Source organism: Maribacter arenosus, from assembly GCF_014610845.1.
GTDB lineage: Bacteria > Bacteroidota > Bacteroidia > Flavobacteriales > Flavobacteriaceae > Maribacter_A > Maribacter_A arenosus.
This window is the reverse complement of sequence record NZ_JABTCG010000004.1, coordinates 153,930-180,900: the sequence shown is the minus strand read 5'-3', so window position 1 is coordinate 180,900 and position 26,971 is coordinate 153,930. Positions and strand designations below refer to the sequence as shown.

Annotated in this window: 23 protein-coding genes; 13 read left to right on the top strand and 10 right to left on the bottom strand. The window is 40.4% G+C overall.

Annotated elements, in window-relative coordinates; translation table 11 throughout:
- Nucleotides 1-115: 115 nt before the first annotated feature.
- Both HPE63_RS11750 and HPE63_RS11745 read right to left on the bottom strand, forming a co-directional pair.
- The gene (locus HPE63_RS11750) at nucleotides 116-1,252 is read right to left on the bottom strand and encodes an ATP-binding protein (protein WP_188314468.1); all 1,137 of its coding nucleotides are present in this window, start codon (nucleotides 1,250-1,252) and stop codon (nucleotides 116-118) included.
- Nucleotides 1,249-2,004 carry an SDR family NAD(P)-dependent oxidoreductase gene (locus tag HPE63_RS11745; RefSeq protein WP_188314839.1) on the bottom strand — a complete coding sequence of 252 codons (756 nt, stop codon included), beginning with the start codon at nucleotides 2,002-2,004 and terminating at the stop codon, nucleotides 1,249-1,251. Before HPE63_RS11745 ends, HPE63_RS11750 begins: the two co-directional genes overlap by 4 nt.
- A gap of 283 nt (nucleotides 2,005-2,287) precedes the next feature.
- On the opposite strand from HPE63_RS11745, the gene HPE63_RS11740 reads away from it, so the two are divergent.
- From HPE63_RS11740 to HPE63_RS11680, 13 genes are all read left to right on the top strand, one after another.
- On the top strand, nucleotides 2,288-3,289 hold the full coding sequence (locus tag HPE63_RS11740; RefSeq protein WP_188314467.1) for an AAA family ATPase: 1,002 nt from the start codon (nucleotides 2,288-2,290) through the stop codon (nucleotides 3,287-3,289).
- An 84-nt stretch (nucleotides 3,290-3,373) separates the two neighbouring features.
- Complete coding sequence (locus tag HPE63_RS11735; RefSeq protein ID WP_188314466.1) at nucleotides 3,374-4,240, top strand: DUF58 domain-containing protein; 867 nt, start codon at nucleotides 3,374-3,376, stop codon at nucleotides 4,238-4,240.
- Nucleotides 4,240-5,901 (top strand): BatD family protein, encoded by a 1,662-nt coding sequence (locus HPE63_RS11730; RefSeq protein ID WP_223198136.1) that lies wholly within the window; start codon nucleotides 4,240-4,242, stop codon nucleotides 5,899-5,901. Before HPE63_RS11735 ends, HPE63_RS11730 begins: the two co-directional genes overlap by 1 nt.
- Nucleotides 5,902-6,900, top strand: coding sequence for a vWA domain-containing protein (locus HPE63_RS11725; RefSeq protein ID WP_188314465.1), 999 nt, complete (start codon nucleotides 5,902-5,904; stop codon nucleotides 6,898-6,900).
- A gap of 3 nt (nucleotides 6,901-6,903) precedes the next feature.
- Complete coding sequence (locus tag HPE63_RS11720) at nucleotides 6,904-7,956, top strand: VWA domain-containing protein (RefSeq protein WP_188314464.1); 1,053 nt, start codon at nucleotides 6,904-6,906, stop codon at nucleotides 7,954-7,956.
- On the top strand, nucleotides 7,931-8,815 hold the full coding sequence (locus tag HPE63_RS11715; RefSeq protein ID WP_223198135.1) for a tetratricopeptide repeat protein: 885 nt from the start codon (nucleotides 7,931-7,933) through the stop codon (nucleotides 8,813-8,815). The genes HPE63_RS11720 and HPE63_RS11715 overlap by 26 nt, the downstream gene beginning before the upstream one ends.
- Before the next feature lie 5 nt (nucleotides 8,816-8,820).
- On the top strand, nucleotides 8,821-10,596 hold the full coding sequence (locus tag HPE63_RS11710) for a BatD family protein (protein ID WP_188314463.1): 1,776 nt from the start codon (nucleotides 8,821-8,823) through the stop codon (nucleotides 10,594-10,596).
- 3 nt (nucleotides 10,597-10,599) lie between these two features.
- Nucleotides 10,600-11,358, top strand: a complete 759-nt coding sequence (locus HPE63_RS11705; RefSeq protein WP_188314462.1) for a tetratricopeptide repeat protein — start codon at nucleotides 10,600-10,602, stop codon at nucleotides 11,356-11,358.
- A 58-nt stretch (nucleotides 11,359-11,416) separates the two neighbouring features.
- Nucleotides 11,417-11,719, top strand: a complete 303-nt coding sequence (locus tag HPE63_RS11700; protein ID WP_188314461.1) for a hypothetical protein — start codon at nucleotides 11,417-11,419, stop codon at nucleotides 11,717-11,719.
- A gap of 184 nt (nucleotides 11,720-11,903) precedes the next feature.
- On the top strand, nucleotides 11,904-12,530 hold the full coding sequence (locus HPE63_RS11695) for a carbonic anhydrase (RefSeq protein ID WP_188314460.1): 627 nt from the start codon (nucleotides 11,904-11,906) through the stop codon (nucleotides 12,528-12,530).
- 144 nt (nucleotides 12,531-12,674) lie between these two features.
- Complete coding sequence (locus HPE63_RS11690) at nucleotides 12,675-14,552, top strand: SulP family inorganic anion transporter (protein WP_188314459.1); 1,878 nt, start codon at nucleotides 12,675-12,677, stop codon at nucleotides 14,550-14,552.
- A 103-nt stretch (nucleotides 14,553-14,655) separates the two neighbouring features.
- A complete protein-coding gene (gene pheS / locus HPE63_RS11685) occupies nucleotides 14,656-15,675 on the top strand; it encodes a phenylalanine--tRNA ligase subunit alpha (RefSeq protein WP_188314458.1) in 1,020 nt (339 codons plus the stop codon).
- A gap of 9 nt (nucleotides 15,676-15,684) precedes the next feature.
- Nucleotides 15,685-16,080, top strand: a complete 396-nt coding sequence (locus tag HPE63_RS11680) for a hypothetical protein (protein WP_188314457.1) — start codon at nucleotides 15,685-15,687, stop codon at nucleotides 16,078-16,080.
- Between the two features lie 6 nt (nucleotides 16,081-16,086).
- Here the strand turns inward: HPE63_RS11680 and HPE63_RS11675 are convergent, their stop codons facing one another.
- The 8 genes from HPE63_RS11675 to HPE63_RS11640 form a co-directional block, all read right to left on the bottom strand.
- Nucleotides 16,087-16,572, bottom strand: coding sequence for a YciI family protein (locus HPE63_RS11675; RefSeq protein WP_188314456.1), 486 nt, complete (start codon nucleotides 16,570-16,572; stop codon nucleotides 16,087-16,089).
- 1 nt (nucleotide 16,573) lies between these two features.
- Complete coding sequence (locus HPE63_RS11670) at nucleotides 16,574-17,041, bottom strand: CYTH domain-containing protein (RefSeq protein ID WP_188314455.1); 468 nt, start codon at nucleotides 17,039-17,041, stop codon at nucleotides 16,574-16,576.
- A 97-nt stretch (nucleotides 17,042-17,138) separates the two neighbouring features.
- Nucleotides 17,139-18,305 carry an MFS transporter gene (locus tag HPE63_RS11665; protein WP_188314454.1) on the bottom strand — a complete coding sequence of 389 codons (1,167 nt, stop codon included), beginning with the start codon at nucleotides 18,303-18,305 and terminating at the stop codon, nucleotides 17,139-17,141.
- 10 nt (nucleotides 18,306-18,315) lie between these two features.
- Nucleotides 18,316-19,245, bottom strand: a complete 930-nt coding sequence (locus HPE63_RS11660) for an ROK family protein (protein WP_188314453.1) — start codon at nucleotides 19,243-19,245, stop codon at nucleotides 18,316-18,318.
- Between the two features lie 11 nt (nucleotides 19,246-19,256).
- The gene (locus tag HPE63_RS11655) at nucleotides 19,257-19,994 is read right to left on the bottom strand and encodes a GntR family transcriptional regulator (protein ID WP_188314452.1); all 738 of its coding nucleotides are present in this window, start codon (nucleotides 19,992-19,994) and stop codon (nucleotides 19,257-19,259) included.
- A gap of 41 nt (nucleotides 19,995-20,035) precedes the next feature.
- Nucleotides 20,036-21,328 carry a GH36-type glycosyl hydrolase domain-containing protein gene (locus HPE63_RS11650; RefSeq protein WP_188314451.1) on the bottom strand — a complete coding sequence of 431 codons (1,293 nt, stop codon included), beginning with the start codon at nucleotides 21,326-21,328 and terminating at the stop codon, nucleotides 20,036-20,038.
- 7 nt (nucleotides 21,329-21,335) lie between these two features.
- Nucleotides 21,336-23,723: a GH92 family glycosyl hydrolase gene (locus tag HPE63_RS11645; RefSeq protein WP_188314450.1), complete on the bottom strand. Its 2,388-nt coding sequence runs from the start codon at nucleotides 23,721-23,723 to the stop codon at nucleotides 21,336-21,338.
- On the bottom strand, nucleotides 23,720-26,962 hold the full coding sequence (locus HPE63_RS11640) for a GH92 family glycosyl hydrolase (RefSeq protein WP_188314449.1): 3,243 nt from the start codon (nucleotides 26,960-26,962) through the stop codon (nucleotides 23,720-23,722). Before HPE63_RS11640 ends, HPE63_RS11645 begins: the two co-directional genes overlap by 4 nt.
- Between the last annotated feature and the right edge of the window lie 9 nt (nucleotides 26,963-26,971).

The window sequence follows — 26,971 nt, the reverse complement described above, 5'->3', positions numbered from 1 at the left end:
TTAATGTACATTAAAAAATACAGGTAATTAGTCAATGTATTCCAATCTAACCCCCTAATTAACCTTTCGAACAAGAGTATTGCTTTTCTACTTCGAAAAACTCTAGCAAGTATGGCTAATTGTACTTTACCTTCCTTAAAATACGCAAGGTTTCCTTTAGTGAATTATAAATTTTTTGGTCTGTTCTTTTTAAAAATGTACGTGCTTTTTCCATTTGGTCCTTCGCCTCTTCAAAACCATTAAAGAAACAAATAAGATAGGTGGCCGGTAACTGGGCCAAATCCGTCTTTTCGGCAGCCCTTAATACAAGACCTTTCTCCAGCTTCATGAGTAAGGCGTTGTTCGTATTGAAAATATGGTGCAAAGTTTTGGTATCGTACTTGGGGGGGTCAAAAATCATCTGCCCTTGGATCTGATAGGTACCTTTATCTTCAAAAATGATCTTTACCTCCTCTAATGGATAATATTTTTGGCTTTTACCAAGGCCTAACCGAACATACTCGGTGATGGTGAAGCTGTCTTCATTGTAATCGACTATGACCTCATCCAAGGTGGAATAAAACAGTTTTACTTGTTCGTTGATCAGTTCAATATCAACCCTTGATAAATAGGTCTTGGATTTCACCTTTTTGGCAAGGCCTGCCCAACAAACCACAAATTGTTCTTTAAACACCTTATAATTACTCTCCAGGTCTTTATGCCTATTATTGATAAAGTCGATGACCCCATCCAATGTTAACTCAATATTGTTTCGAGCATGTTGTTCAATAGTGGCAACGACCTCAGAGTTAATGTCCTTCAACTCAATATCATAGGCCTTGGGCATACTTATACTCCCCTCCCTGAAAAAAACGGAACCACCATAATATTTCCAGATATTCTTTTTCAAGGAACACACACGCCCATTAGACTTTATCGTGACCAAGCCTATAACCTTACCCTCTGGCAGATGCGGAAAGGGAATATTCTCATAGGATATCAAGGGTGGGTTCTCCAAATAGGCATTGACGAGATTCTGGATTTTGCTGTCATCGAAAAAATCAACTCCAACAAGGGCGTTGTCCCCATCCTCAACACCGATTACAATGAACGAATGGTTTTTTGGATTACTGTTGGCCAAGGCACATACATGTTTAAGGAATTTGGCCTTGCCTTCTTTATGACCAATAGCGATAAAACGCTTTTTATCGTAAAAGCTATTCTCGTCGTTATGTGCGAGAAGATTTTTTACCAATAAGCGTTTGTTGATCATAGCTCTTTTTTGACAATTGTGGAAGATGCTTGGGCCGTCGGCATTACCACTAAATCGGCAATGTTCACATGATAGGGCCGGGTAACAACAAAAAGAATAATATCGGCAATGTCTTCGGGCCGCAAGGGTTGAAATCCTTCATAGACCTTTGACGCCTTACTATTATCCCCTTTAAAGCGCACCTGGCTAAATTCGGTCTCTACTAGTCCTGGGTTCACCGCCCCTACCCGTATGCCATATTGGTTGAGATCTATACGCATGCCTTGGTTAATGGCATCAACGGCATGTTTACTGGCACAATACACATTACCCCTCGGATACACTTCCTTGCCTGCGGTTGATCCGATATTAATGATATGCCCGGCCTTCTTCGAGACCATGATGGGCAATGCCGCCTTTGATACATAGAGCAACCCTTTTACATTGATGTCGATCATGGCATCCCAATCATCAAGGCTGCCCTCCTCAATGGGATCCAACCCATGGGCATTCCCTGCATTGTTTACCAAAACATCAATATCCGAAAATTCAGGAGGTAATGAACTGATCTGTCGGGAGACATCTTCCTTGTTCCTGATATCAAATTTTAGGATATGTACTTTGGTCAATGTCCCAAGTTCTTTCTGTAACTCGCCCAAGCGTTTTTGGCGTCTCCCACAGAGGACCAAGTTGAAATTATTTTTAGCGAAAAGTTGTGCGGTTGCACGACCTATGCCGCTAGTTGCTCCAGTTATTAAAGCTATTTTGCCCATAATGTTAGTGTCTCTAGAACTATGAACTTCTTTGCCCATATTTCACTTGAAAATTAGTTTTTACTCTTGGGAACTAATATCAGTTCATAGGATATATTTAAAAAAAGAAGTTATGTTTGCCACAAGTGTGTGAATTTAAAAAGAAATCACTTAAAAACTTCATAAAAATAAGGGCTTTCGTGAATTTTTAACCAATCATTAACAGCGATACAGTGAATTAATTTTCAATTTGCACCCCTGTTTGGATCAAAGATGGCCAATACCCAAAAATGCAATTAAATATATGGAAGAAAATACTTTAGTAGACATAAGCGCGGTGAATGAAAAAATTGCCAAAGACAGCGCTTTTATAGACTTATTGATGTTGGAAATGAACAAAGTGATCGTAGGCCAAAAACACATGGTCGAAAGGTTGCTAATCGGTCTGTTGGGACAAGGGCATATTTTATTGGAAGGAGTTCCCGGACTGGCAAAAACACTTGCGATCAACACCTTGGCCAAAGCAGTAAAAGGAAGTTTTAGCAGAATACAGTTTACACCCGATCTTTTACCTGCCGATGTGGTGGGTACTATGATCTACAATATCAAAGAAAACGACTTTTCCATAAAAAAAGGCCCCATATTCGCCAACTTCGTCTTGGCCGACGAAATCAATAGGGCCCCGGCAAAAGTACAATCGGCCCTTTTGGAAGCTATGCAAGAAAGGCAAGTGACCATTGGCGATGAAACCTTTATACTGGATCAACCTTTTTTGGTTATGGCTACCCAAAACCCAGTGGAACAAGAAGGTACATATCCTCTGCCAGAGGCCCAGGTCGATCGATTTATGCTGAAGACCGTGATCGATTATCCTAAAATGAACGAAGAACAACTAATCATGCGCCAGAATTTAATGGGAGCATACGATCAGGTAAATCCCGTTATTACCACCAAACAGATCTTAAGTGCCCAAAAGGCGGTAAGAGAGGTCTATATGGATGAAAAAATAGAAAAATATATATTGGATATCGTTTTTGCCACACGCTATCCTGAAAAGTACAATCTGGCAAATCTAAAACCCCTGATCAGCTTTGGAGCTTCCCCTCGTGGTAGTATAAATCTTGGGAATGCAGCCAAATGTTATGCTTTCATTAAACGTCGGGGCTATGTAGTTCCTGAGGACGTAAGAGCTGTGGTTCACGATGTACTGCGACATAGGATAGGCCTTACTTACGAGGCCGAGGCAGAGAATATTACTTCTGAGGAAATCATAAATAAAATTGTGAATGAGGTTGAAGTACCATAAAAAAGGTCGGTAGTAAACAGTAAGCAGTAACCAGTGTACTGCACAAAAGTGATACTGAATACTGAATTCTGTTTACTTAAAAAGATGGACACCAAAGAATTACTAAAGAAAGTTCGTAAGATCGAGATCAAGACCCGTCGTCTTTCCGATCATATTTTTGGAGGGGAGTATCATTCTACTTTCAAAGGTAGGGGTATGACTTTCAGTGAGGTACGGCAGTACCAGTTCGGCGATGATGTACGCAGTATCGATTGGAATGTTACGGCTCGTTACAACGAACCTTATGTAAAGGTCTTTGAAGAAGAAAGGGAACTTACAATGATGTTGATGGTCGATGTGAGTGGCTCTGAACTTTTTGGCACCACCAATCAATTTAAAAAAGAAATTATCACCGAAATTTCTGCAACATTGGCATTCTCTGCCATGCAAAACAATGATAAAGTAGGACTCTTATTATTTTCAGATAAGGCCGAGCTTTATATTCCACCTAAAAAAGGAAAATCGCACGTTTTACTGATTATTAGGGAATTATTGGAGTTTAAGCCCAAAAGCAATCAAACGAATATTGCCGAAGCACTGAAATACCTAACCAATATAATGAAGAAGAAAGCCATTGTCTTTGTGCTTTCCGATTTCATTGACGAGGGGTATGAAAAAACCCTTAAGATTACGGGAAACAAACATGATGTAACCGGTATTCGTGTCTATGATGAACGTGAGGAAAATATTCCTAACCTAGGAATGGTGCAGATGCAGGATTCAGAAACCGGAACCTTGCGGTTGGTGAACACCCAATCGAAGAAGGTGCGTATGGCATATGGGGAACATCATCGCCAAAGGGTCAAATATTTTCAGGAAACCTTTACCAAATCCGGGTGTGGGGTTTTAAGTTGCAGGGTTGATGAGAGTTATGTAAAAAAGCTATTGGGCTATTTTAAAAGAAGAGGGTAATGAAATTCAGTTTTAACGAAATACGAATTTGGAGTTCGCGCACAATTTTTATGTGCGGTCTTTTCCTATCTTCGTTTTGTATTTCTAGTATCGGGTTTGCCCAAACCCTCCCGAGTGTGTCCTCGGAGGTTGACACCACCTTTATTAAAATAGGCGATCAACTGAATTTCAAGGTAACAGTGGAAGTTGATTCTACTGATAACGTCATCTTTCCAGAGGGACAAACATTCTCTCCCTTAGAAACTGTGGAGGCCTTTGCTACGGACACCACACGTAAAAAGGATAGGATTATGCTAATGAAAACCTATGCCTTGACCCAATTTGACTCCGGTTCTTACACATTGCCGACCCAACGTATCGAAATCAACGGAAAAGGATATTTTACAGACTCTTTACGTATTGATGTGGCCACCGTTCCCGTCGATACCATGGCCCAAAAGATGTACGATATAAAACCATTGATCCAGGTAGAGAAAAGCAACTCTGGATGGTGGAAAATTCTATTGGGCGTCTTAGTAATCTTGGCTATTGTTGCAGGACTAGTGTACTGGTTCGTATTTCGAAAAAAAAACCTGTCCGAAGCGGAAAAGGAAGCCTTACTGCCCCCTTATGACCGTGCGTTATTGGAATTAAAAAAATTGGACAATTCAAAATACCTCATCCAAGATGAATACAAACAATACTATTCCGAACTCACCGATATTGTACGTTCTTACTTAGAGGAAGATGTCAATGTTTCGGCCCTTGAAAGTACGACCGATGAATTGATCCTTAAGTTGGAGATGATGAAGGATGCTGGGGAGCTTAATCTCGACAGGGACACAATAAATCAATTTAAAAGTATTTTACAGACCGCCGATTTGGTTAAATTCGCCAAATCAAAACCGGCTACCAATGTTGCCCTGCAGGATAGAAAAGCAGTGGAACAAATTGTAGTAAAAACCCATGAGGCTATTCCTGAACCTACCCTTGAGGAACTAATGGCCCAAGAGGAATACCAAGAAGAGTTGACCCAAAAACTTCAACGTAAAAAATGGGTAATGGCAGGCTCCGCTGCTCTAGGTGCAATTTTGATTTCCGCAATCGCCCTTATAAGTTATTATGGTGTTACCCAAGTTTGGGATACGGTTACAGGACACCCCACCAAAAATCTTCTGGATAGTGATTGGGTGGCTAGTTCCTATGGGTATCCGCCCATACATTTGGAATCGCCAGAGGTCTTGGTTCGCCAGAAAGTGAATATCCCTGCAGAGGCCAAAGCGAATATAAAGGAACTTCAATCCTTTATGTTCAGGGATGACAAATCCTTGTTGACCTTGGCAACGACCTCAACCACATTTACACAGCCTGCCGAACCTGAATTCGAAAAGACCATAGATCAACTCTTAAAAGGATTTGAAGCAAAAGGGGCCAAAAATATAGTTACGAAACAAGAGGAGTTTGTAACGGTAACAGGAGTTAAGGGAATAAAAACCTATGGCAACGGAAAATTCAAAATCCCCGAATCCGAAGAACTTGTCAGAGGAAAATATGTTATCCTTAGTTTCGGTGGTAAAGGGTTTCAACAACAAGTATTACTAACCTGGCAAGATGGGGATCCCTATGCGGAAGAAATCATAAATCGCGTATTAAGTACTATAGAGGTTAAAACAGAAGTTTAAATGTTAGAGAATATATCATTTGCGAATCCAGAATTTTTTTGGTTGCTTTTATTGCTTCCACTGGCAATCCTATGGTATTTTTTTAAGCGCAATGAATTATCGGCTTCCCTTAAAATATCGAGTATAAATGGTTTTTCGGATCGTGGATTCCTCCCTAAGTTAAAACCGGTATTGTACGCTTTCAGACTATTGGCCTTGGCCGCGATTATCGTTGCCATGGCACGACCACAGACCGAGGATATCTCCACCAGGACCAAAACAACAAAAGGGATCGATATAGTCATGGCAATCGATGTTTCCTCGAGTATGTTGGCAAGGGATTTAAAACCAAATCGATTGTCGGCGCTTAAAGAGGTGGCCTCTGATTTTATCAAAGAACGGCCAAACGATAGGATCGGTCTTGTCGCATATGCCGGGGAAGCCTATACCAAAACCCCAATTACCAGCGATAAAGCGATAATATTGAATTCGCTTCGTGAAATTACCTATGGGCAATTGAACGATGGTACGGCGATTGGTATGGGATTGGCGACTTCGGTCAACCGATTGAAAGAAAGCAAGGCGATCAGCAAGATAATTATTCTCTTGACCGATGGTGTAAATAATTCCGGTTTTATTGAACCCCAAACTGCCGCGGACCTAGCCGTGGAATATGGCATAAAAACCTATACCATTGGGCTTGGCACAAATGGCAATGCCCTATCTCCCATCGCCTATAATGCAGATGGTTCTTTTAGATACGGTATGCGGCAAGTAGAGATCGATGAGAAGTTGTTACAGGATATTGCAAAGGCCACTGGAGGGCAGTACTTTAGGGCTACTGACAATGAGAAATTGGAGGCCATTTATGAGGAAATCAATAAATTGGAAAAAACAGAAATAGAGGAATTCAAATATTACAAATACGAAGAAAAATTTCGGCCATGGGTACTCTTTGCAGGCGCTTTACTATTGCTGGAATGGTTACTGCGCAATACTCTTTTTAGAAGTTTTATATAGCTTATGATCCAATTAGACGAAAAAATATATTTTTATCTTCTTGCCATTATTCCTGTAATGGTGGTACTGTTCATATTCCAACACATCTGGAAAAAACGAACCCAGAAAAAATTTGCCGAATCCGCCCTGTTTCAACGTTTGACCCCTTCAAAATCGAACTTCAAATCGGTTCTTAAGTTACTGTTCTTCCTATTGGGATTAACATTCTTAACCCTAGGGCTCGTGAATCCTAAAATCGGCACCAAATTAGAGACCGTAAAACGGGAAGGGGTCGATATTGTATTTGCGGTTGATGTTTCGAAAAGCATGTTGGCCGAGGACATAGCGCCAAACCGATTGGAAAAAGCCAAGCGATTGGTTTCAGAAATCATAAACCAACTCGCCAGTGATCGTATCGGTATCATCGCTTATGCCGGTCAGGCATTTCCCCAATTACCCATAACCACGGATTATGGTGCCGCCAAAATGTTCTTACAAAATATGAATACCGATATGCTTACTTCCCAAGGAACAGCCATAAATGAAGCTTTGGAATTGGCTACAACTTATTATGATGATGAAGAGCAGACCAATCGGGTGCTGTTCATTGTTTCTGACGGGGAAGACCATTCGGAAGATACCACTTTAAAAGCCGTTGATGATGCCGTGGAAGCAGGTATACGAATTTTCACCATTGGTGTGGGTAAAAGCAAAGGTTCCCCTATACCTATAAAAAGAAATGGTATCGTCGAAAGCCTCAAAAAAGATGCACAAGGTGAAGTCGTGATCACCAAACTCAATGAGGCCGTATTGCTTGAAATTGCCAGTGAGGGCAATGGGGAATATATAGACGGGGCCAATACAGGTGATGCCGTAGAACGCATAAAGGAAATCCTTTTGCAAATGGATAAAACCGAATTTGAAGCCAAACAATTTGCCGAATTTAAAGATCAATTTCAATGGTTTTTAGGAGCAGGGCTTTTATTTCTTTTTTTAGACATTTTTATTCTGGATAAAAAGACCAAATGGCTTAAAAAGTTAAATCTTTTCAATGAAAATCATAAAGAAGCAGCATAATATGAACAAGATTGTACTTTTATTGTTTTTCGTCACTCTGTCCAGTTTTGCACAAGATAGGAAAGAGGAAAAACGGAAAGAAAAAGCACAAATCGAATCTACTGACCTGACCTGGGAGGGAAATAAGGACTTGTCCGAGAATGACTTCGTCTCAGCCGAAGTGGATTACCGAAAAGCCATTGCAAAAAGTGGTGAGAATAATGCAGCCCCCTATAATTTGGGAAATGCCTATTACAATAAAGAAACCTATAGTGAAGCCTTTGGAAGGTATAAGCAGGCAGGGGAAGTGGCCACTGCCAAGGAGGATAAGCACAAGGCTTACCATAATATGGGTAATGTCTTCATGAAACAAAAAGAATATGAAAAGGCTGTCGAAGCCTATAAAGAGGCCTTACGAAACAATCCCAAAGATGAGGAAACCCGTTACAATCTGGCATTGGCCAAAGAACTTTTGAAAAAACAACAAGACGAGCAACAAAAGAACGACGATAATAAAGACGACCAAGACCAAAAAGACAAACAAGACCAGGAACAGGACCAAAAGAACGAAGGGGATAATAAGGAGGACCAAAAAGATCAGGACGACAGTGATAAAAATGATCAAGGTGATAAAGGGGACGAAAAGAAAGAGGACAACAAAGAAGGTGATGGGGATAAAAAAGAGGAAGATAAAAAGCAACCTGAACAAGGTGATAAACCCCAAGAACAACAACAGCAACAACCAAGACCCAATCAACTGTCGAAACAACAAATTCAAAATCTGTTAGAGGCCATGCAAAACGAGGAAAAGAAAGTACAGGAAAAGATCGATGCTAAAAAAGTCAAGGGAGCTAAAGTCAAAAATGAAAAGGATTGGTAATTCAAATGGGATTTAAATATTATATATCATTACTGCCATTATTGTTCATAGCGCTCACAATGGGTGCTCAGGACAATGCCGTAACTTTTGAAGCGAATTTGAGCAAGGAAAAGTTGGGCATCAATGAAAGGCTACGCATCGAATTTACGATGAATAGGGATGGTGATGATTTTTCACCCCCCGATTTTGATGGATTTCGCGTCATATCGGGTCCATTGCAGGCCATAAGCTCTTCTTGGGTAAATGGGGTACGTTCCTATTCAAAAACCTACTCCTATACCTTGGCCCCTACGGGACGGGGCAAATTCACTATTAAACAAGCCTCGATAGTTATCGATGGAAAGGTGTATAAATCCTTGGCCAAAACTGTAGAGGTAACCGCCGCGGTAGAAAAGCCTAACGACGATATGACCGTCGATGATTATGCGGACAATAACCTCCACTTAGTGGCAGAAGTGTCAAAAACAAATCCATATTTGAACGAAGAAATAAGTGTGGTCTACAAACTTTATGTGAGTCCCTCTATACGTGTTTCAAATTATCGCCCATTGGATAATCCGAAATACAATAACTTTTGGAGCCAAGATATTCCCGTACAACGATTGAATACCGAAAATGGCACCTATAAAGGCAAGGCATACCGTTATGTAGTCTTAAAACGGGTGGTACTCTTCCCCCAAAAATCGGGTAAATTGGACATAGAACCCCTCTCACTCGATGTAACGGTTGACGTTCCCACAAATAAACGTGACTTTTTCGGTGGAAGAATTTATAGCCAGACTAATAAAACGGTATCTGCTGGTAATCGCACCATCAATGTTAAAGCATTGCCGACAGCTGGGAAACCTACCGATTTTGGAGGTGCTGTCGGTGAATTCGATTTTTCGGTCACTACTAGTAAAACCCATTTAAATGCCTCAGAATCACTTCAAGCCATAGTTGAAGTGCGTGGAAAAGGGAATCTTAAATTGTTTCAATTACCAACACCGGAATTGCCAAGTTCGCTAGAGGTCTATGATCCGGAACACAATGAAAATGTACGTACTACTTTGTCGGGAATGCAGGGTAAGGTAAGTGATAGCTATACGATTGTCCCTTCTTTCAAGGGAAAATACCCTGTGCCCAGTATTTCGTTCAGTTATTTTAATCCAAAATCCGAAACCTATCATACCATTAATTCTGAAGAAATAATGATCAATGTGATTGAAGGTCCTGCCAATTCTTCAGGAACCATGGCCAACAATCCCATAAATTCCAAACAAAGAGTGGTGACCACAGGAAACCAGTTCAATTTTATTAAACTCAATCCAGAACTTACTGCCAAAAACAGCGATTATTTCTTTAGTTCCAAGTATTTTTATTTATGGTGGTTATTACCTTTAGCCCTAATACCTTTAGCTATCATATTCAGAAAAAAACGTGAAGCCATAGCGAGTGATGTTGAAGGAAATAAAATTAAAAAAGCCAATAAATTGGCTAGGAAATATTTGTCAGAGGCCAAAAAAACCTTGGGGAAGAAGGATGCATTCTATATCGCTTTGGAAAAAGCTCTACATAATTATCTAAAGGCCAAATTAAAGATCGAGACTTCTGAATTCAGTAAAGATAAAATTGCCAGCCTATTGACCGAGAAAGAAGTTGAAGTGGAAACCAAGGAAGGCTTTATCGGCTTATTGAAAAATTGTGAGATGGCACGTTACAGTCCATTTTCAGATGTACAGATGCATCAGGATTATGATAAGGCAAGTGAAGTCATCTCTAATCTTGATAAACAACTATAAGCAATGAAAAAGTTACTTTACATCATTGTATTATTGACCGCCTTTATAGGGAATGCACAAAATATAGCGCTTTTCGATAAGGCTACCGATGCTTATAATAATGGCGACTTTCTAAAAGCCATCGAATATTATAACGGGATTTTGGATAATGGACAGCATTCCGCTGCCCTTTATTTTAATTTGGGTAATGCCTACTATAAATTAAACCAGATTGCCCCAAGTATATACAACTATGAAAAGGCACTCTTACTTTCCCCAAATGATCCTGAAATAAAGAACAATCTTTCCTATGCAAGAAATATGACACTCGATGCCATTGAGGTTATTCCCGAAACCGGACTTGCAAGGATATACAATACCATAACGGGGGTTCTTTCCTTCGACCAATGGAGCTATGTAGGGATTGCATTCATGATTCTTTTTGTTTTGTTATACATCGCCTTTTATTATTTTAAATACGCGATGCGCAAAAGAATTGCTTTCGTTGCCAGCATCGTATCTTTAATGATATCGGTAATGGCGGTGGTATTCGCCCTTGTGCAATACAATGATTATATGACCGATCAACCTGCGATTGTTTTCGATAGTGAAGTGCAGATAAAGATGGAGCCCAATATAAGAAGTGAACCCCTGTTCGTGCTACATGAAGGCACTAAGGTGAATGTTCTCGATGAACTTAATGATTGGAAAAAAATCAAGATCGCAGATGGCAAATCGGGTTGGGTAACCTCAGAAAGTATAAGATTGTTGAAAGATTTTTAGTATTTCGTTAACAGACAATCAAAGCTATACTTTTATATTTGTGCAAAACCAGTATTCCATGAAAAGGACGAACATCCTTTCTACTTTACTATTCGTATGGATTTTTGCCATATTCACACCGTCGGTCATTACACTGTTCAATAACGACGGGAACTCTGTCCTTACCACTAATTTAACCGAAGAAGAGCAGCCAGAGCAAGGGAAAAATAATATTGATGAGAAACTGATATTGGAAAGTAATACCTCGGATTTTTCCATGTTAGCCCATCTACAAAGCCTAGGTTTATATGATTTCTATATATTAGGACTTTACGACCTTACCCCTGATATTGTTCTACCTCCTCCTGAACAATCCATCTAGTTCATGATAATTTCCTAATAACCAGGTATTTGTGCCAAGGAAATAATATCCTAGGATTCTGCATCCTAGGGTGAAATCGTATAATCATTGACTATTTATCGAATGTGTGTCTTTTTGATAGGACTCCTAATTCGATATTGGTTATCTGTAGAATGAGTAACTTAACATCTTAAAACTAAATAATATGCAAGTGGATAACGTCTTTAAAAATAACGAGAAGTGGATAAAAGAAAAACTAGCTACCGACCCTAAATTCTTTGACGAATTGGGTAAAGGTCAAAACCCTGAATTACTCTATATCGGTTGCTCCGATAGTAGGGTGACCGCTGAGGATTTAATGGGAATGGGGCCTGGCGAAGTATTTGTACATCGTAATATTGCCAATATGGTCATCAGTATAGATTTGAATGTCATGTCCGTTGTCAACTATGCCGTTGAACATTTAAAAGTGAATCATGTAGTGGTCTGTGGCCATTATTCATGCGGAGGTGTAAAAGCGGCCATGCAATCTGCTGATCTAGGTATTTTGAATCCTTGGCTACGTAACATTCGTGATGTATTTCGAATTCATAAAGATGAACTGAACGCCATCGAAGATGAAGATAAAAAATATGACAGATTGGTTGAACTCAATGTACAAGAGCAATGTGTAAATCTAATTAAGACCGCGGCAGTTCAAAAGGCATACCGAGATCGAGGACTTAAAGTGCACGGTTGGGTCTTTGATATACACACCGGCAAGCTTATAGACCTAAAAATAGATTTTGAAGGTATACTCAAGAATATAATGGAAATATATCATTTGGATTAATATGGTGATGGCATCCTACTTATTTTTTAATACATCACCTTTCAGACGGACATTAACCAATGAAAATAAATATTCAAGCCCTTTGAGATTTATTTATCTAAAAAATAGATTCATACAGGCCAAATAACTTATATAAATAACTTTATGAAAAACTTTTTCGCTCATTTTAAAGGAGACCTCTTAGGGGGAATCACAGCAGGCATCGTTGCATTACCATTGGCACTTGCCTTTGGGGTAAGTTCAGGGTTAGGACCAAGTGCCGGACTGTATGGTGCAATATTCATCAGTTTTTTCGCTGCACTTTTTGGGGGTACCAACACCCAAATTTCTGGACCAACAGCCCCTATGACCGCCGTGAGTATGGTCATCATTGCAGGCATCATCGCTGTCTATGACGGTAGTGTGGAAAAAGCACTCCCAGCTATTTTAACTGTATTTTTATTGGCTGGCCTCATGCAAATTGGATTAGGCTTTATAGGCGTTGGAAGATACATCAGGTACATCCCGTATCCCGTAGTTTCTGGGTTTATGACGGCTATTGGGGTCATTATCCTAGTTACACAGATATTACCTGCATTAGGCTATTACCCCAAAGAGGATGAATCCTGGGTAGAACCTTTTAAACCTCAAGCCGAGGAGTTGATATTGGAGAATATTTTGAGGGAAGAGGCCGGAGAGGGTATCTTGGTATTGGAAAACTTCAAAGAAACCATTGAAAGGTCTAATGAAGTAACCGAAAAGACAATTTTGCAAGAGGCCAGTACCTTGGCGGCCAAAGAAGCCTCAGGGGTTATCGGTGCCGTCAAGGTTTTACCAAATGCCTTGAAAAACATCAATTGGCTGGAACTTGGCCTTGCCTTGGCTACCATTTTTATCATTTACGGGTTTAAGCGCATTACTACCGCTGTTCCCAGTACATTAGTGGCACTTCTGGTTGTATCCGGTATCGCCTATGGCTTTGGGCTTGATTATAGGACGATAGAAAAAATTCCCGAAGGCTTTCCTATGCCCAATCTTGAAATTATTACCGAATTCAAACTTGGGGCTATATCCCCCTATATTTTTACGGCATTAACCCTGGCCTTATTGGGGGCCATTGATTCCCTGTTGACCTCTGTTGTTGCCGATAACATGACCAAAACCAAACATAATCCGAACAAGGAATTGGTAGGGCAAGGAATTGGAAATACCATAGCGGCCATTTTTGGAGGGTTACCTGGGGCAGGTGCGACCATACGAACAGTTGTAAATATCAAATCTGGAGGTAAGACCAAATTGTCAGGGATGATAGCCGGTATATTACTGTTGTTCATTTTACTTGCGATGGGGCCAATTGCCTCCCAGATCCCGGCTGCAGTTTTAGCGGGTATCCTAATTACCGTGGGTATCGCCGTAATGGATTATAAAGGCCTTAAAGCAATTCCCAATCTTCCGAAAGACATTGAATTCGGTCCCTTGAAACTAAGCTCCGAGGTGGTAGTGATGTTGGTTGTTTTGGTATTATCAACGGTTTGGAACCTGGTATATGCAGTAGGTATTGGTTTGGTAATTGCTTCTTTGATGTTCATGAAAAAAATTGGTGATCTCACTGCAGAACGATCAGATGTGAAATCCCTGAATAAGGAAAAGGCATGGGCCGATGAAAGCATTTTCCCAGAAGAATTTAAAGAAGAAGTCTTTATAAAGCATATAAAGGGGCCGTTATTCTTTGGTACGACCAGCGACTTTCAAATACTCGCCGACCAAATTCCTAAAACAGCCTCTTACGTCATCATCCGGCTAGATCGAATGCAGTATATGGATCAGTCAGGTCTTTATGCCATGGAAGATGTTCTTCAGGAACTGAATAAGAACAATATTACCGTTCTCTTTGTTGATTTACAAAGCCAGCCAAGATATATGATGGAACGTATCGATATCATTCCCGACTTTATTCCAGAGGAACATATCTTTAAAAATTTCAAAGAGTGCACGAGGTGGATAAAATCGCATGTAGAAAATAAACATCTACCGAAGAGTTAGGCAAAAAAAAGCCGTGCTTTCGATTAAGGCACGGTTTTTTATTGGTTCTATTTTGATTGTACTTTGGTATATTGTTTTAAATTTGTCTTCTTAGTTCAGTACCATGATCGATAAGATAAAGGAACATATTGCGGAAGTCGAAAACTTCACAGCCGAATCCAAAGAAGCTATTGAGGCTTTCCGAATAAAATATTTAGGGAAAAAAGGGTTGTTGAATGATTTTTTTGTAGCCTTTAAAAACGTGCCCAATGATCAAAAGAAGGTATTTGGCCAGTCGATCAATCAGTTGAAATTAGCTGCTACCGAAAAAGTGAGCGAACTAAAGGAATCACTTGAAAGCAAAACGGAAGATACAGGGAAGTATGGCGATTTAACCCGTCCTGGGGAAGCTATGGCCCTTGGGGCAAGACATCCTATTTCCATTGTGAAAAACCAGATTATCGATATCTTCTCAAGAATTGGTTTCAATGTCTCCGAAGGTCCCGAGATTGAGGATGATTGGCATAATTTCACCGCTTTGAACCTGCCTGAATATCATCCTGCAAGGGATATGCAGGACACTTTTTTTATCCAAACTGATCCTGATATCTTATTGCGTACGCACACCTCATCGGTTCAAGTACGTTATATGGAAAACAACAAACCTCCCATACGAACCATTTCGCCAGGCAGGGTATATCGAAACGAGGCCATCTCCGCCCGTTCACATTGCTTTTTCCATCAGGTGGAAGGATTATATATTGATAAGGATGTTTCTTTTGCCGATTTAAAACAAACCCTACAATTTTTTACCACCGAGCTTTTTGGCAAATCAAAAATCAGGCTTCGTCCTTCCTATTTTCCTTTTACCGAACCCAGTGCCGAAGTTGATGTCTATTGGGGCTTGGAAACGGAAACCGATTATAAAATGACCAAGGGCACGGGTTGGTTAGAGATTATGGGATGCGGTATGGTAGACCCCAATGTACTTGAAAATTGCAACATCGATTCCAAGGAATACTCAGGCTTTGCTTTCGGAATGGGAATTGATCGCATTGCCCTATTGCTCCATCAAATATCGGATATTCGATTGTTGAGTGAAAATGATGTTCGCTTTTTGGAACAATTCAAAAGTACCCTATAGACTTCCCTTTTGAAAAAAGACATTGAAATCCCGGTCGTCAAAGATGTTTATGTCGCAATGCTATACGAATGGAATGACGACTTCCGCTCTAAAGAATGGAATGCGTACCTAATAAATGATGGAAGTTTCCCTATTGAAATGGTTTTCGTTGTTTCAAAAGGATACCATGGCGATATAAAAACCGCCACGATGAGACATCGTATGGAGGCGTTAGAGTCCAAATCCTATCAAAAACTGGAATTCGTTCTGAAAGAAGTTCTTGATTTGAACAATGAGTTTTATGTTACATACTACTTACATGGCCAACTCTACGAAAAGCGGTTTATCTTTAAAAAAGAATCGATTTCAGAAAAGAATCTGACCCAAATTCCACTACTTAAAATTAAGGGTATTCTTGCCCGCTGATGAAAATCAACGCAAGGGGAACCCTTTAGCAGCCCACCATGGGTGAATTTCAATTACTAGTCTTCCGGCTTTTACCATGGGATCCATATTGGCCAGGCTATCTGCCATTTCCAATGTTGGGGTGTTATAAATGGTAATACCACGGATATCGCCATCATCACCAAAGGGTCCGGATATATCTGCATAACCTTCGTTGTACATTCGGCCAAGATGTTCTAGATGCAAGGCTTGTAGGCTATCGGCTTCCGTTTTGTTCTGCGAACGAATTGGCCCCCTTTTTAGAAAGGCAATAAAATATTGTTGCATGAGAATGGTGTCCTTTGTGGTTTCATCAACAAAATCGAAGGTTTTATATCCTTTTAGAACCAGTTCTTCATTGATTTGCCTGATGGATTTTTCTTTTACGACCTCCTCGATTTTTTGGGGTACTTTTTGTTGCTCCTGACATGCTAATAAACTCAACAGCGCCAATATACACGTTAAATACTTCATTTTACCATGACTTATAAGGTTGTTTACTTAATATCGAATTATAATATTTTAGATCGCCGGTTACTTCTTCCCCAAGCCATTCAGGGCGTTCAAACACCTCCTTTTCGTCTTGCAGTTCAATCTCTGCGATAACAAGCCCCTCGTTTGCCCCTAGAAATTCGTCTACTTCAAAAATGTAATTCCCCAGAGGGATTTCATACCTATTTTTTTTAATCACGGTTTCTTCACACAATTGGAGCAAAGCTTCTGCCTCATTAAGGTCGATCTCTTTTTCCCATTCAAATCGGGATGTGCCAGATCCATTCGATATTCCCTTCACCGTTATAAAGCCTAAATCCCCTTTCACTCTTACACGAACAGTCCGGTTAGGGTGTGTGTTCAAAAAACCTTGGACTATTCTGGTTTTTGAGGATGCTTCCTTTCTATAGGTATCCCCTTTAACCAAGAATTTGCGCTCTATTTCAACCATAATCGAAAGGTATTCAAAACTAAAAGTATATAAATGAAAGCAATAATCCCCATAAAAAATATGGGGATTCTTGAAAACTATAAATGCTTCAATTTTTTTATGCCATATCTGGCTTATCCTTCTTTGTTGAAAAAGGGATGATCAACATATACGCAAAACACAGAACAAGTACCACGAGGCTTCCTATGATTCCAGAAGTAGAGCTTACATAGCCCATAATCGGTGGAATAATAGCCCCACCTACGATAGCCATGATCAATAGGCCCGATATCTCATTGGATCTAGAGGGCATTTTGTTTATGGCTATTGAAAATACCAAAGGAAACAGATTGCCCGCCCCAAGACCTACAATGAAAATAGCGATATAGGCCATCATTTCAGTTGCGGAAAACATAATCATCAGCGTTCCAATAATCGCAAGAACCGTAGTGGTCACCAAAAAAAATACAGGCTTTAAAAACTGTAATAAAATGGCCCCAACAAACCTACTGATCATAAGTGCCGTAAAATAAATGCTAATCCCATAGGAGGCATTTTCCAAAGTAAGTCCGTGAAGTTTCATTAAAAACCCTTGAATGTTGGAGTTCATTCCTACATCGGCGCCAACGATAAGAAAAATGGCAATAACCATGGTAAGTACAAATCTATTGGTCAATAATTTCATACAAGAACTAAAGGTGGCCGGCGTTTCGGATTTGATATTCTCTTCGATCTTTGTAGTTGAAAGCCATAGCACATTCGCCACTGATATAATGGCGTATACAAGGAACACTAAAATCCATTTGTCATAGGTGATTGCCAAATACGTGGCAATAATAGGTCCTGTCAACGAAGTAATGGCTTTTATAAACTGGGAAAGGCTTAAAAAACTTGAAAGTTTTTCCTTTGGTGTAACCTCTTGTAAAAGTGGACTTGCCGCCACCTGAACTATGGTATTCCCTATGCCCATAAAAACAAAGGCAATCAATATTACTGCGAAAGAATAATAAATAAAAGGAATCAACAACCCTATAATGGTAATGATGATCCCAAGGTTCATCATTTTCTTTTTGCCGATTTTGTCCTGAAGGATACCTACTGGTATAGAAAAAACAAAAAACCATAGGAACACCATGGATGGAATAAACTGGGCCATTGAATCGGAAAGACCAAAATCTTTCTGTACATATCCGGTCGAAACCCCAACGATATCGACAAAGCCCATCACAATAAAGGTCAGGAATACCGGAAATAATTTACTGGGTTGAATTTTTTTAGAAACCATATAGTATAATTTAAAGTTTAGGAAGTTCATTTTTAACCATGTCCCAAAAGTCGGGCACAAAGAGTTTGGCACTACCGATAATAGCTGCATCCTCCATTAATGGCGATACCTCAAATTGCAATTGCAATCCTGCTTTGTGTAATTCGCTCTTTAAGGTGGGCAGGAATAGTTGGCTTGCCTTGGAAATATTTCCACCCATGACAATGATTTCAGCTTGAAAATTCGCAATATATGGAATCATAAATTCGGCCATATTGGCCCCGAATTCCCTAAATACGGTTTTTGAACCCTCAGAATCGGCCTCAGCAATTTCCTTTACGCCCTTCACTCTTTTTTTTGTGATTTCAAAATAGCGTTCAATACACCACCGCGTAGAGAAATAATCATCGCTTATGCCTGATTTATAGGGTTTGTCCCATAGACAACCATCTTTTGGAACATCATTGGAATTGACCTGAGGGACCCCATTATTAATAAATGCCGATCCAAAACCTGTTCCTAAGGTCACAACAATAACCTTACGGCAATTCTTGGCTTTCCCCTGTGTGGAGACCCCTACACCAAAAGCGGTGGCATCATTAAGAAATCTAAGGTTCACTTGGTCACTATTAATGAATTTTGGCAATTCATGGGGAATCGAGACCTTGTACAGGCTTTCATATTTATCATTATCCCCCTCGAATAAGGCCACCCCTGTCTTATAGTTAAAAGGGCCAGGTATGGCAAATCCGATATCTACTTTACGCTGCATTGAAGTACTTTCAATGGTCTTATTTATAGCCTTACTCCAATCTTGAAGCACCACATCCTTTGATGCCTTATTGTTTATATGGGCAGAAAAAGTGGTGTTTTCAAGAATTTCAAACGTTCTTAAATCAACCGCTGCACTAGTAACATGACTTCCGCCTATATCCACTCCAATGGCAATTTGATCATTCATAAAATCTGTATTTAAAGTTCTCTTTTTATTTCAATGTCGTACGTAAAGTAATCGGTATGATAATACACTATATTGAATTCAACAGGCCTATCCCCTGGATCACATACCAACCGTTCCCTCCTTAAAATAGGAGCTTTAGAAGGGACTTCTAGGATGGAAACCAGTTTTTTGTCCGCTTTTATCGCGCTGATTCGTTCCTTGGAAGTGGCCACAATGGTATCATGGGTGTCTTCAAGCAATTCGTACAATGGCGTCTTAAAATTTTCATTCCCTGTTATACCCACTCTCGGATGAAAATAAGATACGGAATACAAATATTTAGCATTTTTGGATCCCCTAATTTTTTCAAGTTTCCATATTTTTTTGGATTTCGGAGTAGCTAAGGCCTCATAAACTTCATCCGGTGCAATTTCAAGGGAAATAGTAACCAAATAATCGACCACTTCGATGCCCTGTTTTCGCATTTCCTTGGTGAAACTGATCCAATTGTCGAGCCGTGTTGCGATTTTATTGTTGACCACCTTGGTGCCCACCCCTTTTTTGCGTTCAATGAGCTGCTCATTTACCAAGGTATTGACCGCCTGACGTACGGTATTCCTGGAAACCCCTAATTTTTTGGCCAAGGTTACTTCCTTTGGCAAAAAACACTTTCCACTTAGATATGCATCCTGAACGATCAGCGACCTGAGATATCCCTCTATTTGTGCGTGGAGTGGAACAGGGCTGTTATGGTCTAATTTAAAGTCCATCCTCAAACTGTTCCCCTATTGTTCTTTTGATATTTTCCCATTTATTCCTTAATGGAATTAGCCCATTCTTCAAATGTACGTATTGCAGTATAAAGTACACCTGCCGAACCTCGAAAAGTACCAGATCCTTTCGGTTTATTATCCACGGTATACCATTCATAGAACCCATCGTTCTTGATTACCCTATCGGTCATCGGTAATATTTGTGCATAGGCATCGGCAACAAAACCATAATTCACCATTTGCTGGATCATACGTGCCCCGAACCAGGTCCAATCACCTCCATTTTGGTAATTGTATTCGGGATTCATGATTTGGTTCTCAAAGTATCCTGCGGGATAAGGAGGGTATAAGGTCAGCCCAATTGAGGGGGCACCTGCCTGCTTTACCCTCGAAACCATTTCATCAATAGATGTTTTTATTTCCTCCTTGGTCAGCAACCCTGCCTCTATAGCTACTGCCGTGCCTCCAAAGTAATAAATTTCATTCTCATTAAAATCTTCCGGAAATGGCGAACCATCCAAATAAATATGAGGTATGAATTTTTTGGCTTCGCTATCCCAAAGCCATTTTTTTGCATTTTTCGCCAATTGATTGCGGATGGGAAGCCATTTAGTTCTTGTTTGTGGTAACAATTCCACCAAATTGTCCAAGGCTATAACTAACATGGCATTGTCATAGATATCAATGGCCCTATGGGTATTCGCATCTATATCGACCCCCCAGCCGTGCTCTGGTTGCACATCGCCCCAATCGGCTGTTGTTGCACCCCAAATTAACCCATGTTCGGTGGAGAAGCGTTTGTCTATTAAAAATTGCATGGCCCATTCCATACGTTCGGCGACGGTTTTATCCCCAATTTCAACATCTAGAATAGTGGTATCCCCAGTAACTTTTACATACTTATACACGGTCTGTATCAAAGAGGTTTCCTGGTCTGTTTCCACGGTGTTCTTATGACCGGCATAACGTGGTTCCAAATCTGAATAACTAAAATCGGTTTCTTCTTTGGAAATTGCTTCCGCAGGGGTAAACCCGTCAATAATATTCCCATCATCGCCTTGCATTCTAAAAAACACCAAAAGGTTTTCCTTTAATTCCTTGGGAGGATATACTTCTGCTGATAGCTCAATAAAGGTGTTATAATCCCGAATCCAAACCTCGCGATAGCCATCCCCTGCGTTGAATCCGGTTTTGACAACGGCCAGTGCCCTTTCTTTTACTTCAGTGAATTGCTTATCGGCCAGTATTTTATCGGCAAGTTCCTTTTTCTCATTTTTGGTTGAGCAGCCAAGTAATACTAGGCTTAAGATAAAAGCCATCGATCTTTTCATTTTCTATTTATTTTTCGTTAGACATTGAGGGTGGAGGGGTATCGGTACCCCAATCTAGATTAGGTTGGGGGCCAAGGTCAAAAACGAGCTTTCCTCCTTGCGTCAATTCCTTATGGTACATCCAATTTTTAGCAATTGGTTCCCCGTTAAAGCTGAGGGATTGTATGTATAGATTATCCGGATGTTGGTTTTTGGTTTCGATAATCAGTTCCCTACCCCCATAATAGTTTTCATCGAGTTGTATGGTTATTTTTTCAAATAAGGGACTCCCAAATTGTAAAGAGGGTTTTGCCGAAGTATGACCCTGCACATCGAACAAACCCATGGATGCCATGACATACCAAGCTCCAAGTTGACCTTGGTCCTCGTCCTGGCCAACCCCATAACCATGTAGAGGCTCCGTTCCATAGAATTCATTACAAATGGTACGTACCCATTTTTGGGTAAGCCATGGCTTACCGGAATAGTTGAATAACCAAGGGTTATGTAAACAAGGCTGGTTGCCATGGTTGTACAATTTTTCAACCCCCGAAAAACTATGTATTTCTTCAGAACCACCACCGAACATGCTTTTTTGGGCATCGGTGAACATGGTCTCCAAACGTTCATTGAATAATGGTTTACCCATTAAGGCAATGAGTCCAGCAGGATCATGGGGTACATACCAGGTATATTGGTAGGCATTTCCTTCTTGAAAGCCATCCCAACCTTTCATAGGGTCGAATTCCTTAATAAACGAACCATCCTCAAGTTTGGGTCGCATGAATTTAGTTTCAGAATCAAATAGATTTTTATAATAATCCGACTGCGCTATCAACTTGTCATAACTGGTTTTGTCATTTCTGCCTTTCGCCATTTGGGCCACGGCATAGGAGCTAAAACTATACTCCAACGTATGGGAAGCCCCGAAATTGAAAACCCAACCATTAGAGATTATCGTATCCTTGTAAGGCACATAACCATTCTTTACAAAATAACTTAGATCGTATTTGCCATTACCCAAATTACGACCATGGTACTCCAATTCATTCTTAAGGGCCGCTTTATATCCGGTTCTGATATCGAAATCACGAATTCCCACATTATAGGCCGAAGCCAATAACAAACCTTGAAAATTGGTCTGAACCCCATTCGTAAAAACACCGTTCGCGACCCCATCGTGAAGCCATCCGCGATCTTTATAAAAATCGATATTCGATTGTATGTAGTCACTAAAGTAATCAGGATAAGCCAACGCCCATAATTGGCTTAAATTCCAAAACCCTCCCCAAATACCATCGGTATTATAATGCTGATACTTTGGATTACCTGATTCGTCCAATTCGGTACGGCCTATTTTTCCATCAATCAAAGGATAATCCCCATTAACATCGCTTGACAGGCCCCGACCCAATAAGGCATGGTACAGCCCTGTGTAAAACTTGATCCTATCCTTTTTTTGACCACCTTCAACTACAATGCGGTTCAATCTTTCATTCCATATCTCCTGGGACTCCTTTGCTACCGTATCAAATGTTTTACCCAAAGACTCCGTCTCTAAATTAAAACGGGCATTGGCAATTGAGGTATGGCTTAAACCGGTCTGTATTTCCAGCACTTCATCCTGTTCCATGGCAAAGGTCAGGTACAAACCATTGTTAACGCCTTTAGTATCTATAGCATCCTTTTTTTGTAAACTGTCCACAAAACTTCCGGTTCGTAATGGTTCTTTGTTGAGTTTGGCCACAAAGTACATTTTTACCCTTTTTCCTGGATCGCAAAATTTCACATACTCGGGATATGTTTCAATATACCCCTCTATTTCGTTGGGGTTCACGATTTGGGCAAAGGCATCGGTAACATCGCTGCTTTCCCCTTGTTTATGGCCTATATCGATTATTAAATGGGCTTCCTCTGACTTGGGAAAGGTATACCGTTGATATCCTACCCTTTCGGTCGAGGTCAGTTCGGCCGTTATTCCATAATCATCCAAAAAGACCGAATAATAACCTGGCTTGGCAGATTCATTGGACTTATTGAATCGAGATCGATAGCCACTGTCCGGATCCTCCAAAGTACCGGGAACGGTTTTTAAATCTCCTACGATTGGCATATATACCAATCCGCCAATTTGAAATTCATGAAAATGGCCAAAACCCTCAATAGAGGTGTGACGATCATCATAGCCAGTTGGCCCCCAACTGCCCAAACTATTATAGGCATTGGTATGTGGCGCCAATTTTGCCATTCCGAAAGGCCGTGCTGCGGGGGTATAAAAAAACCATCGCCCATGTACCGATCCTATTTGGGGGTCTACATATTGTGTCAGGTCAAGTAACGGCCTTTCCAACGCCATATCTTCATTACAGCCTACAAGACATAAGAAAACGAAAAGTGATGTTGCTAGATATCTCATTTTTCAATTTGTTTTGAACTTTTCGGCAATTCTTGTATGCCCCAATCAAAATTGGGTTCGGGACCCATGATCAACTCTAATTCCCCACCTTTCAACAACTCACTTGACGGAAACCAAAAATTCTTCAGTTCCCTACCATTCAAAGTGGCTTTTTGTATATATTTATTGTTGAACGATGTATTTTTCGCTTCAATAACAAATGAATTACCTCTTTCGTATCGCCCTCCCAAATCTATCTCGACCTTTTCAAAAATTGGACTTCCTATTTCATAGATAGGGTCTACACGAACCCCACCATCGGTTTGGAAAAGACCTAAAGAGGCCATCAAGAACCATGCGCTCATTTGGCCTTGATCCTCATCGCCTAAATAAGCATTGGATAACCCAAAACCGTAATACCGATCTACAATATCCCTGCTCCACTTCTGTGTTAACCACGGTTTTTTAACCCAATTAAACAAGAATGAAAAATGCATGGATTGTTGATTGCCTTGTGTAACCGGAAAATCCCAATACAACTCGTTGGGTGCATTGTATCGCCATGGACTACTCACCATAAAACCATCGTCCAAACGATTTGCAAATTCCCCCTCACCAACAATGGCCGCCAGTGCAGGCACATCTTGTGGAACAAAAAAGGTTAACTGCCACGCATTACCTTCAACATACTGAAAATTACCTGCCGTTTTAATAGGGTCGAAATCTGGGAACCACGAACCATCAGAATGCCTTAAATGGGCAAACCCGCTATCTGGATTTATCGCATTTTTCCACCAATACCCTCTTTGTATAAATTCTTCATATTCCTTATTCTTACCCAAAGCTTTGGCTAGTTGGGAAACCGCAAAGTCATCAAAGGAGTATTCCAGGGTATTTGAAAAACGCCCTTTGTTATACGGCACATAATGGTATTTTAGATAAGGCTCCAAATCCCTATTCCCTGCATAACCATTCCCGACCTTTTGCCCTAAAGTGGTCTGCATTTTATAAACAGCTTTAAAGGCTTTTTCTGAATCGATATTGCCAACGCCCATTTGATAGGCCCCCACAATCAGTGGAATCTCATGTTCTGCTACCATTACCGGAATATATTCCATCCCAGCAGGTCCTTTGGCCAACCAGCCATTGGCATCATACATTCCTAACTGTGAATTCACCCATTTCGATGACCAATCCGGTGTTACCAAATTCCAAAATTGGTTTAAATTCCAAAACGTATTCCAAAAGGCATCACACCCTAAAGCCACTCCATTGGGGTCTTCGATTTTTTGAACCTGCTCCTCGGCATCGACCCAACTACCATCGATATCACTGAATATATTCCTACTTACCAAAGCACGGTACATGTTTGAATAAAACCGTGTTTTTTCCAATCGGTCATTCGATGTAATCAGGACCCTCTCGAATAAATCGTTCCATGCATTTTCTTGATTCTCACGAACTTTGTCAAAGCGCCAACCAAAAGGTTTAGTTATTTCTTCCTCTAAATTGAGGGCAGCATTATCTATACTTACATAGGAAATTGCGGTTCTTATCTGTACAACTTGATTATCCTTGGTATCAAATTCAACAAAGGCCACTACATCTTCCGGATTTTCAACTTTAAATTCCACAGTATTCGTAATGGCGACATCATCCTTTCCTTCTTTTTCGCCATCCACCCAGACACCAAAATCCTTGATTGGGGCATCAAACTCCATCACAAAATGTACGGTATACTCTTGTGCTATATCGTCCCATTCCTTGGGTTGATCACCATCTTCCACATATTGTTTCCTATAATAACCTTCTCCCCAAACTGAAGGGGATATTTGCTTACTATAACCTACAAGCTTATAATCGTTTACCTTCTTAAAATAAGCTTCTTCAATCTTATAGTTGTATTCCGAAGGTGTTTGTAAATCGACTAGTATTCTGGAATTGGGCTTATCTTTTGGATAGGTGTACCGCTGAAAACTAGCGCGTGTTGTAGCGGTAAGTTCCGCCTTGATCTTATAATCACTTAAAAAAACGGAATAGTACCCCAACGGCGCCTGCTCGGTATTTTTGTCAACACGTGAACGATAACCGGAATCGGGGTCTCCGGGGTTCCCTACCTCGGTAACCAAAGGGCCATTGGTTGGAAAAGTCCCCAAACCGGCCATAGTCCATTCGTGGATATGGCTAAATGTGCCCACACTTTCAAATGAAGGTTGATACCCTGCTTGCCAGCCACTTTTTTGGTTGTCCGGACTTATTTTTACCATCCCGAATGGCATCCATGGTCCAGGTGCGATCATCCATCTGGAATGCCCTGTGCCTATTTTGGTGTCAACATAGTCCGAAAGCATGTTTAGTTTTTGTGGACTTCTTTCCACTGTTCCTTCTTCTATAACTTTGGCGTCTACTAAAACAGTATATCTACTGGTTTTTGATGTCTTTACCGCTGTCATGGGTGCTTCATAAATGCTTCGCCCATGCTCCACGGTTTCTTTGAATATCACTTGACCATCTAACTGCACTTGAAGCAATGGATTTCCTGAAAGATGCTGGACATCCAATAGCAAAGGCTGAATTTCTTTCCTATTTATCTTCAATTCATAATCTGCGGCGGTTACACTTCTTAAGAATGCGTTTTGGGGCTTTATCAACTTCACGTTTTCAGGTCCTTCCAAACGAACTTGATCGAAAACCAACCAACTGCCTTCCAGAGTTGTTAATTGTATTCTATTACCCCCACTTTTTATCAATCCTTCCGGAATAGGGATACTCAATTTTTGTTCCTTGGTATCCTTATTAACCCCTTTTAAGGCTTCAGCATTCTGTCCTTTATCGAGCTTGAACTTCCATGATTCATCATTGACGCTTACTTTAAATAAGGGTGGTGTTTCAGGGTTACAATCCAAAACATCAACAACCAATCTCCAAGAGGCATTGCTCGGTTTTTCGCTGATTCCAAACAGAATATTTATTTCATGTGGGCGTATACCTGCCAGTCCTGAAGTACCCCCCCAATAATCCGTTGCCCCTGGCAAGACGAACGGAAAGTCATTCTTTTCATCAGAGAAGCCGATTAAAAAAAAACGGTCTTCCCAGCCAAAATCATACTCTAAAAACTTCGTATACCCAGAATTTGCCAAAGCGAACTCCGAGCTGCTATCATTGGATTTTCCAATTTGCCAAACCGTTGATTCTTGCGCTTGGAAAGAAGTGAACCATACAAGCGTGACAATTAAAATTTGAAATCTAGGGTAAATCATATGTTTTGG

Coding starts and splice junctions, on each gene's coding strand:
- HPE63_RS11665 (WP_188314454.1), bottom strand. CDS start 18,305: ATGGTTTCTAAAAAAATTCAACCCAGTAAATTATTTCCGGTATTCCTG.
- HPE63_RS11750 (WP_188314468.1), bottom strand. CDS start 1,252: ATGATCAACAAACGCTTATTGGTAAAAAATCTTCTCGCACATAACGAC.
- HPE63_RS11715 (WP_223198135.1), top strand. CDS start 7,931: ATGAAAATCATAAAGAAGCAGCATAATATGAACAAGATTGTACTTTTA.
- HPE63_RS11675 (WP_188314456.1), bottom strand. CDS start 16,572: ATGAAGTATTTAACGTGTATATTGGCGCTGTTGAGTTTATTAGCATGT.
- HPE63_RS11640 (WP_188314449.1), bottom strand. CDS start 26,962: ATGATTTACCCTAGATTTCAAATTTTAATTGTCACGCTTGTATGGTTC.
- HPE63_RS11730 (WP_223198136.1), top strand. CDS start 4,240: ATGAAATTCAGTTTTAACGAAATACGAATTTGGAGTTCGCGCACAATT.
- HPE63_RS11670 (WP_188314455.1), bottom strand. CDS start 17,041: ATGGTTGAAATAGAGCGCAAATTCTTGGTTAAAGGGGATACCTATAGA.
- HPE63_RS11660 (WP_188314453.1), bottom strand. CDS start 19,245: ATGAATGATCAAATTGCCATTGGAGTGGATATAGGCGGAAGTCATGTT.
- HPE63_RS11720 (WP_188314464.1), top strand. CDS start 6,904: ATGATCCAATTAGACGAAAAAATATATTTTTATCTTCTTGCCATTATT.
- HPE63_RS11695 (WP_188314460.1), top strand. CDS start 11,904: ATGCAAGTGGATAACGTCTTTAAAAATAACGAGAAGTGGATAAAAGAA.
- HPE63_RS11735 (WP_188314466.1), top strand. CDS start 3,374: ATGGACACCAAAGAATTACTAAAGAAAGTTCGTAAGATCGAGATCAAG.
- HPE63_RS11705 (WP_188314462.1), top strand. CDS start 10,600: ATGAAAAAGTTACTTTACATCATTGTATTATTGACCGCCTTTATAGGG.
- HPE63_RS11710 (WP_188314463.1), top strand. CDS start 8,821: ATGGGATTTAAATATTATATATCATTACTGCCATTATTGTTCATAGCG.
- HPE63_RS11700 (WP_188314461.1), top strand. CDS start 11,417: ATGAAAAGGACGAACATCCTTTCTACTTTACTATTCGTATGGATTTTT.
- HPE63_RS11725 (WP_188314465.1), top strand. CDS start 5,902: ATGTTAGAGAATATATCATTTGCGAATCCAGAATTTTTTTGGTTGCTT.
- pheS (WP_188314458.1), top strand. CDS start 14,656: ATGATCGATAAGATAAAGGAACATATTGCGGAAGTCGAAAACTTCACA.
- HPE63_RS11745 (WP_188314839.1), bottom strand. CDS start 2,004: ATGGGCAAAATAGCTTTAATAACTGGAGCAACTAGCGGCATAGGTCGT.
- HPE63_RS11690 (WP_188314459.1), top strand. CDS start 12,675: ATGAAAAACTTTTTCGCTCATTTTAAAGGAGACCTCTTAGGGGGAATC.
- HPE63_RS11650 (WP_188314451.1), bottom strand. CDS start 21,328: ATGAAAAGATCGATGGCTTTTATCTTAAGCCTAGTATTACTTGGCTGC.
- HPE63_RS11655 (WP_188314452.1), bottom strand. CDS start 19,994: ATGGACTTTAAATTAGACCATAACAGCCCTGTTCCACTCCACGCACAA.
- HPE63_RS11645 (WP_188314450.1), bottom strand. CDS start 23,723: ATGAGATATCTAGCAACATCACTTTTCGTTTTCTTATGTCTTGTAGGC.
- HPE63_RS11740 (WP_188314467.1), top strand. CDS start 2,288: ATGGAAGAAAATACTTTAGTAGACATAAGCGCGGTGAATGAAAAAATT.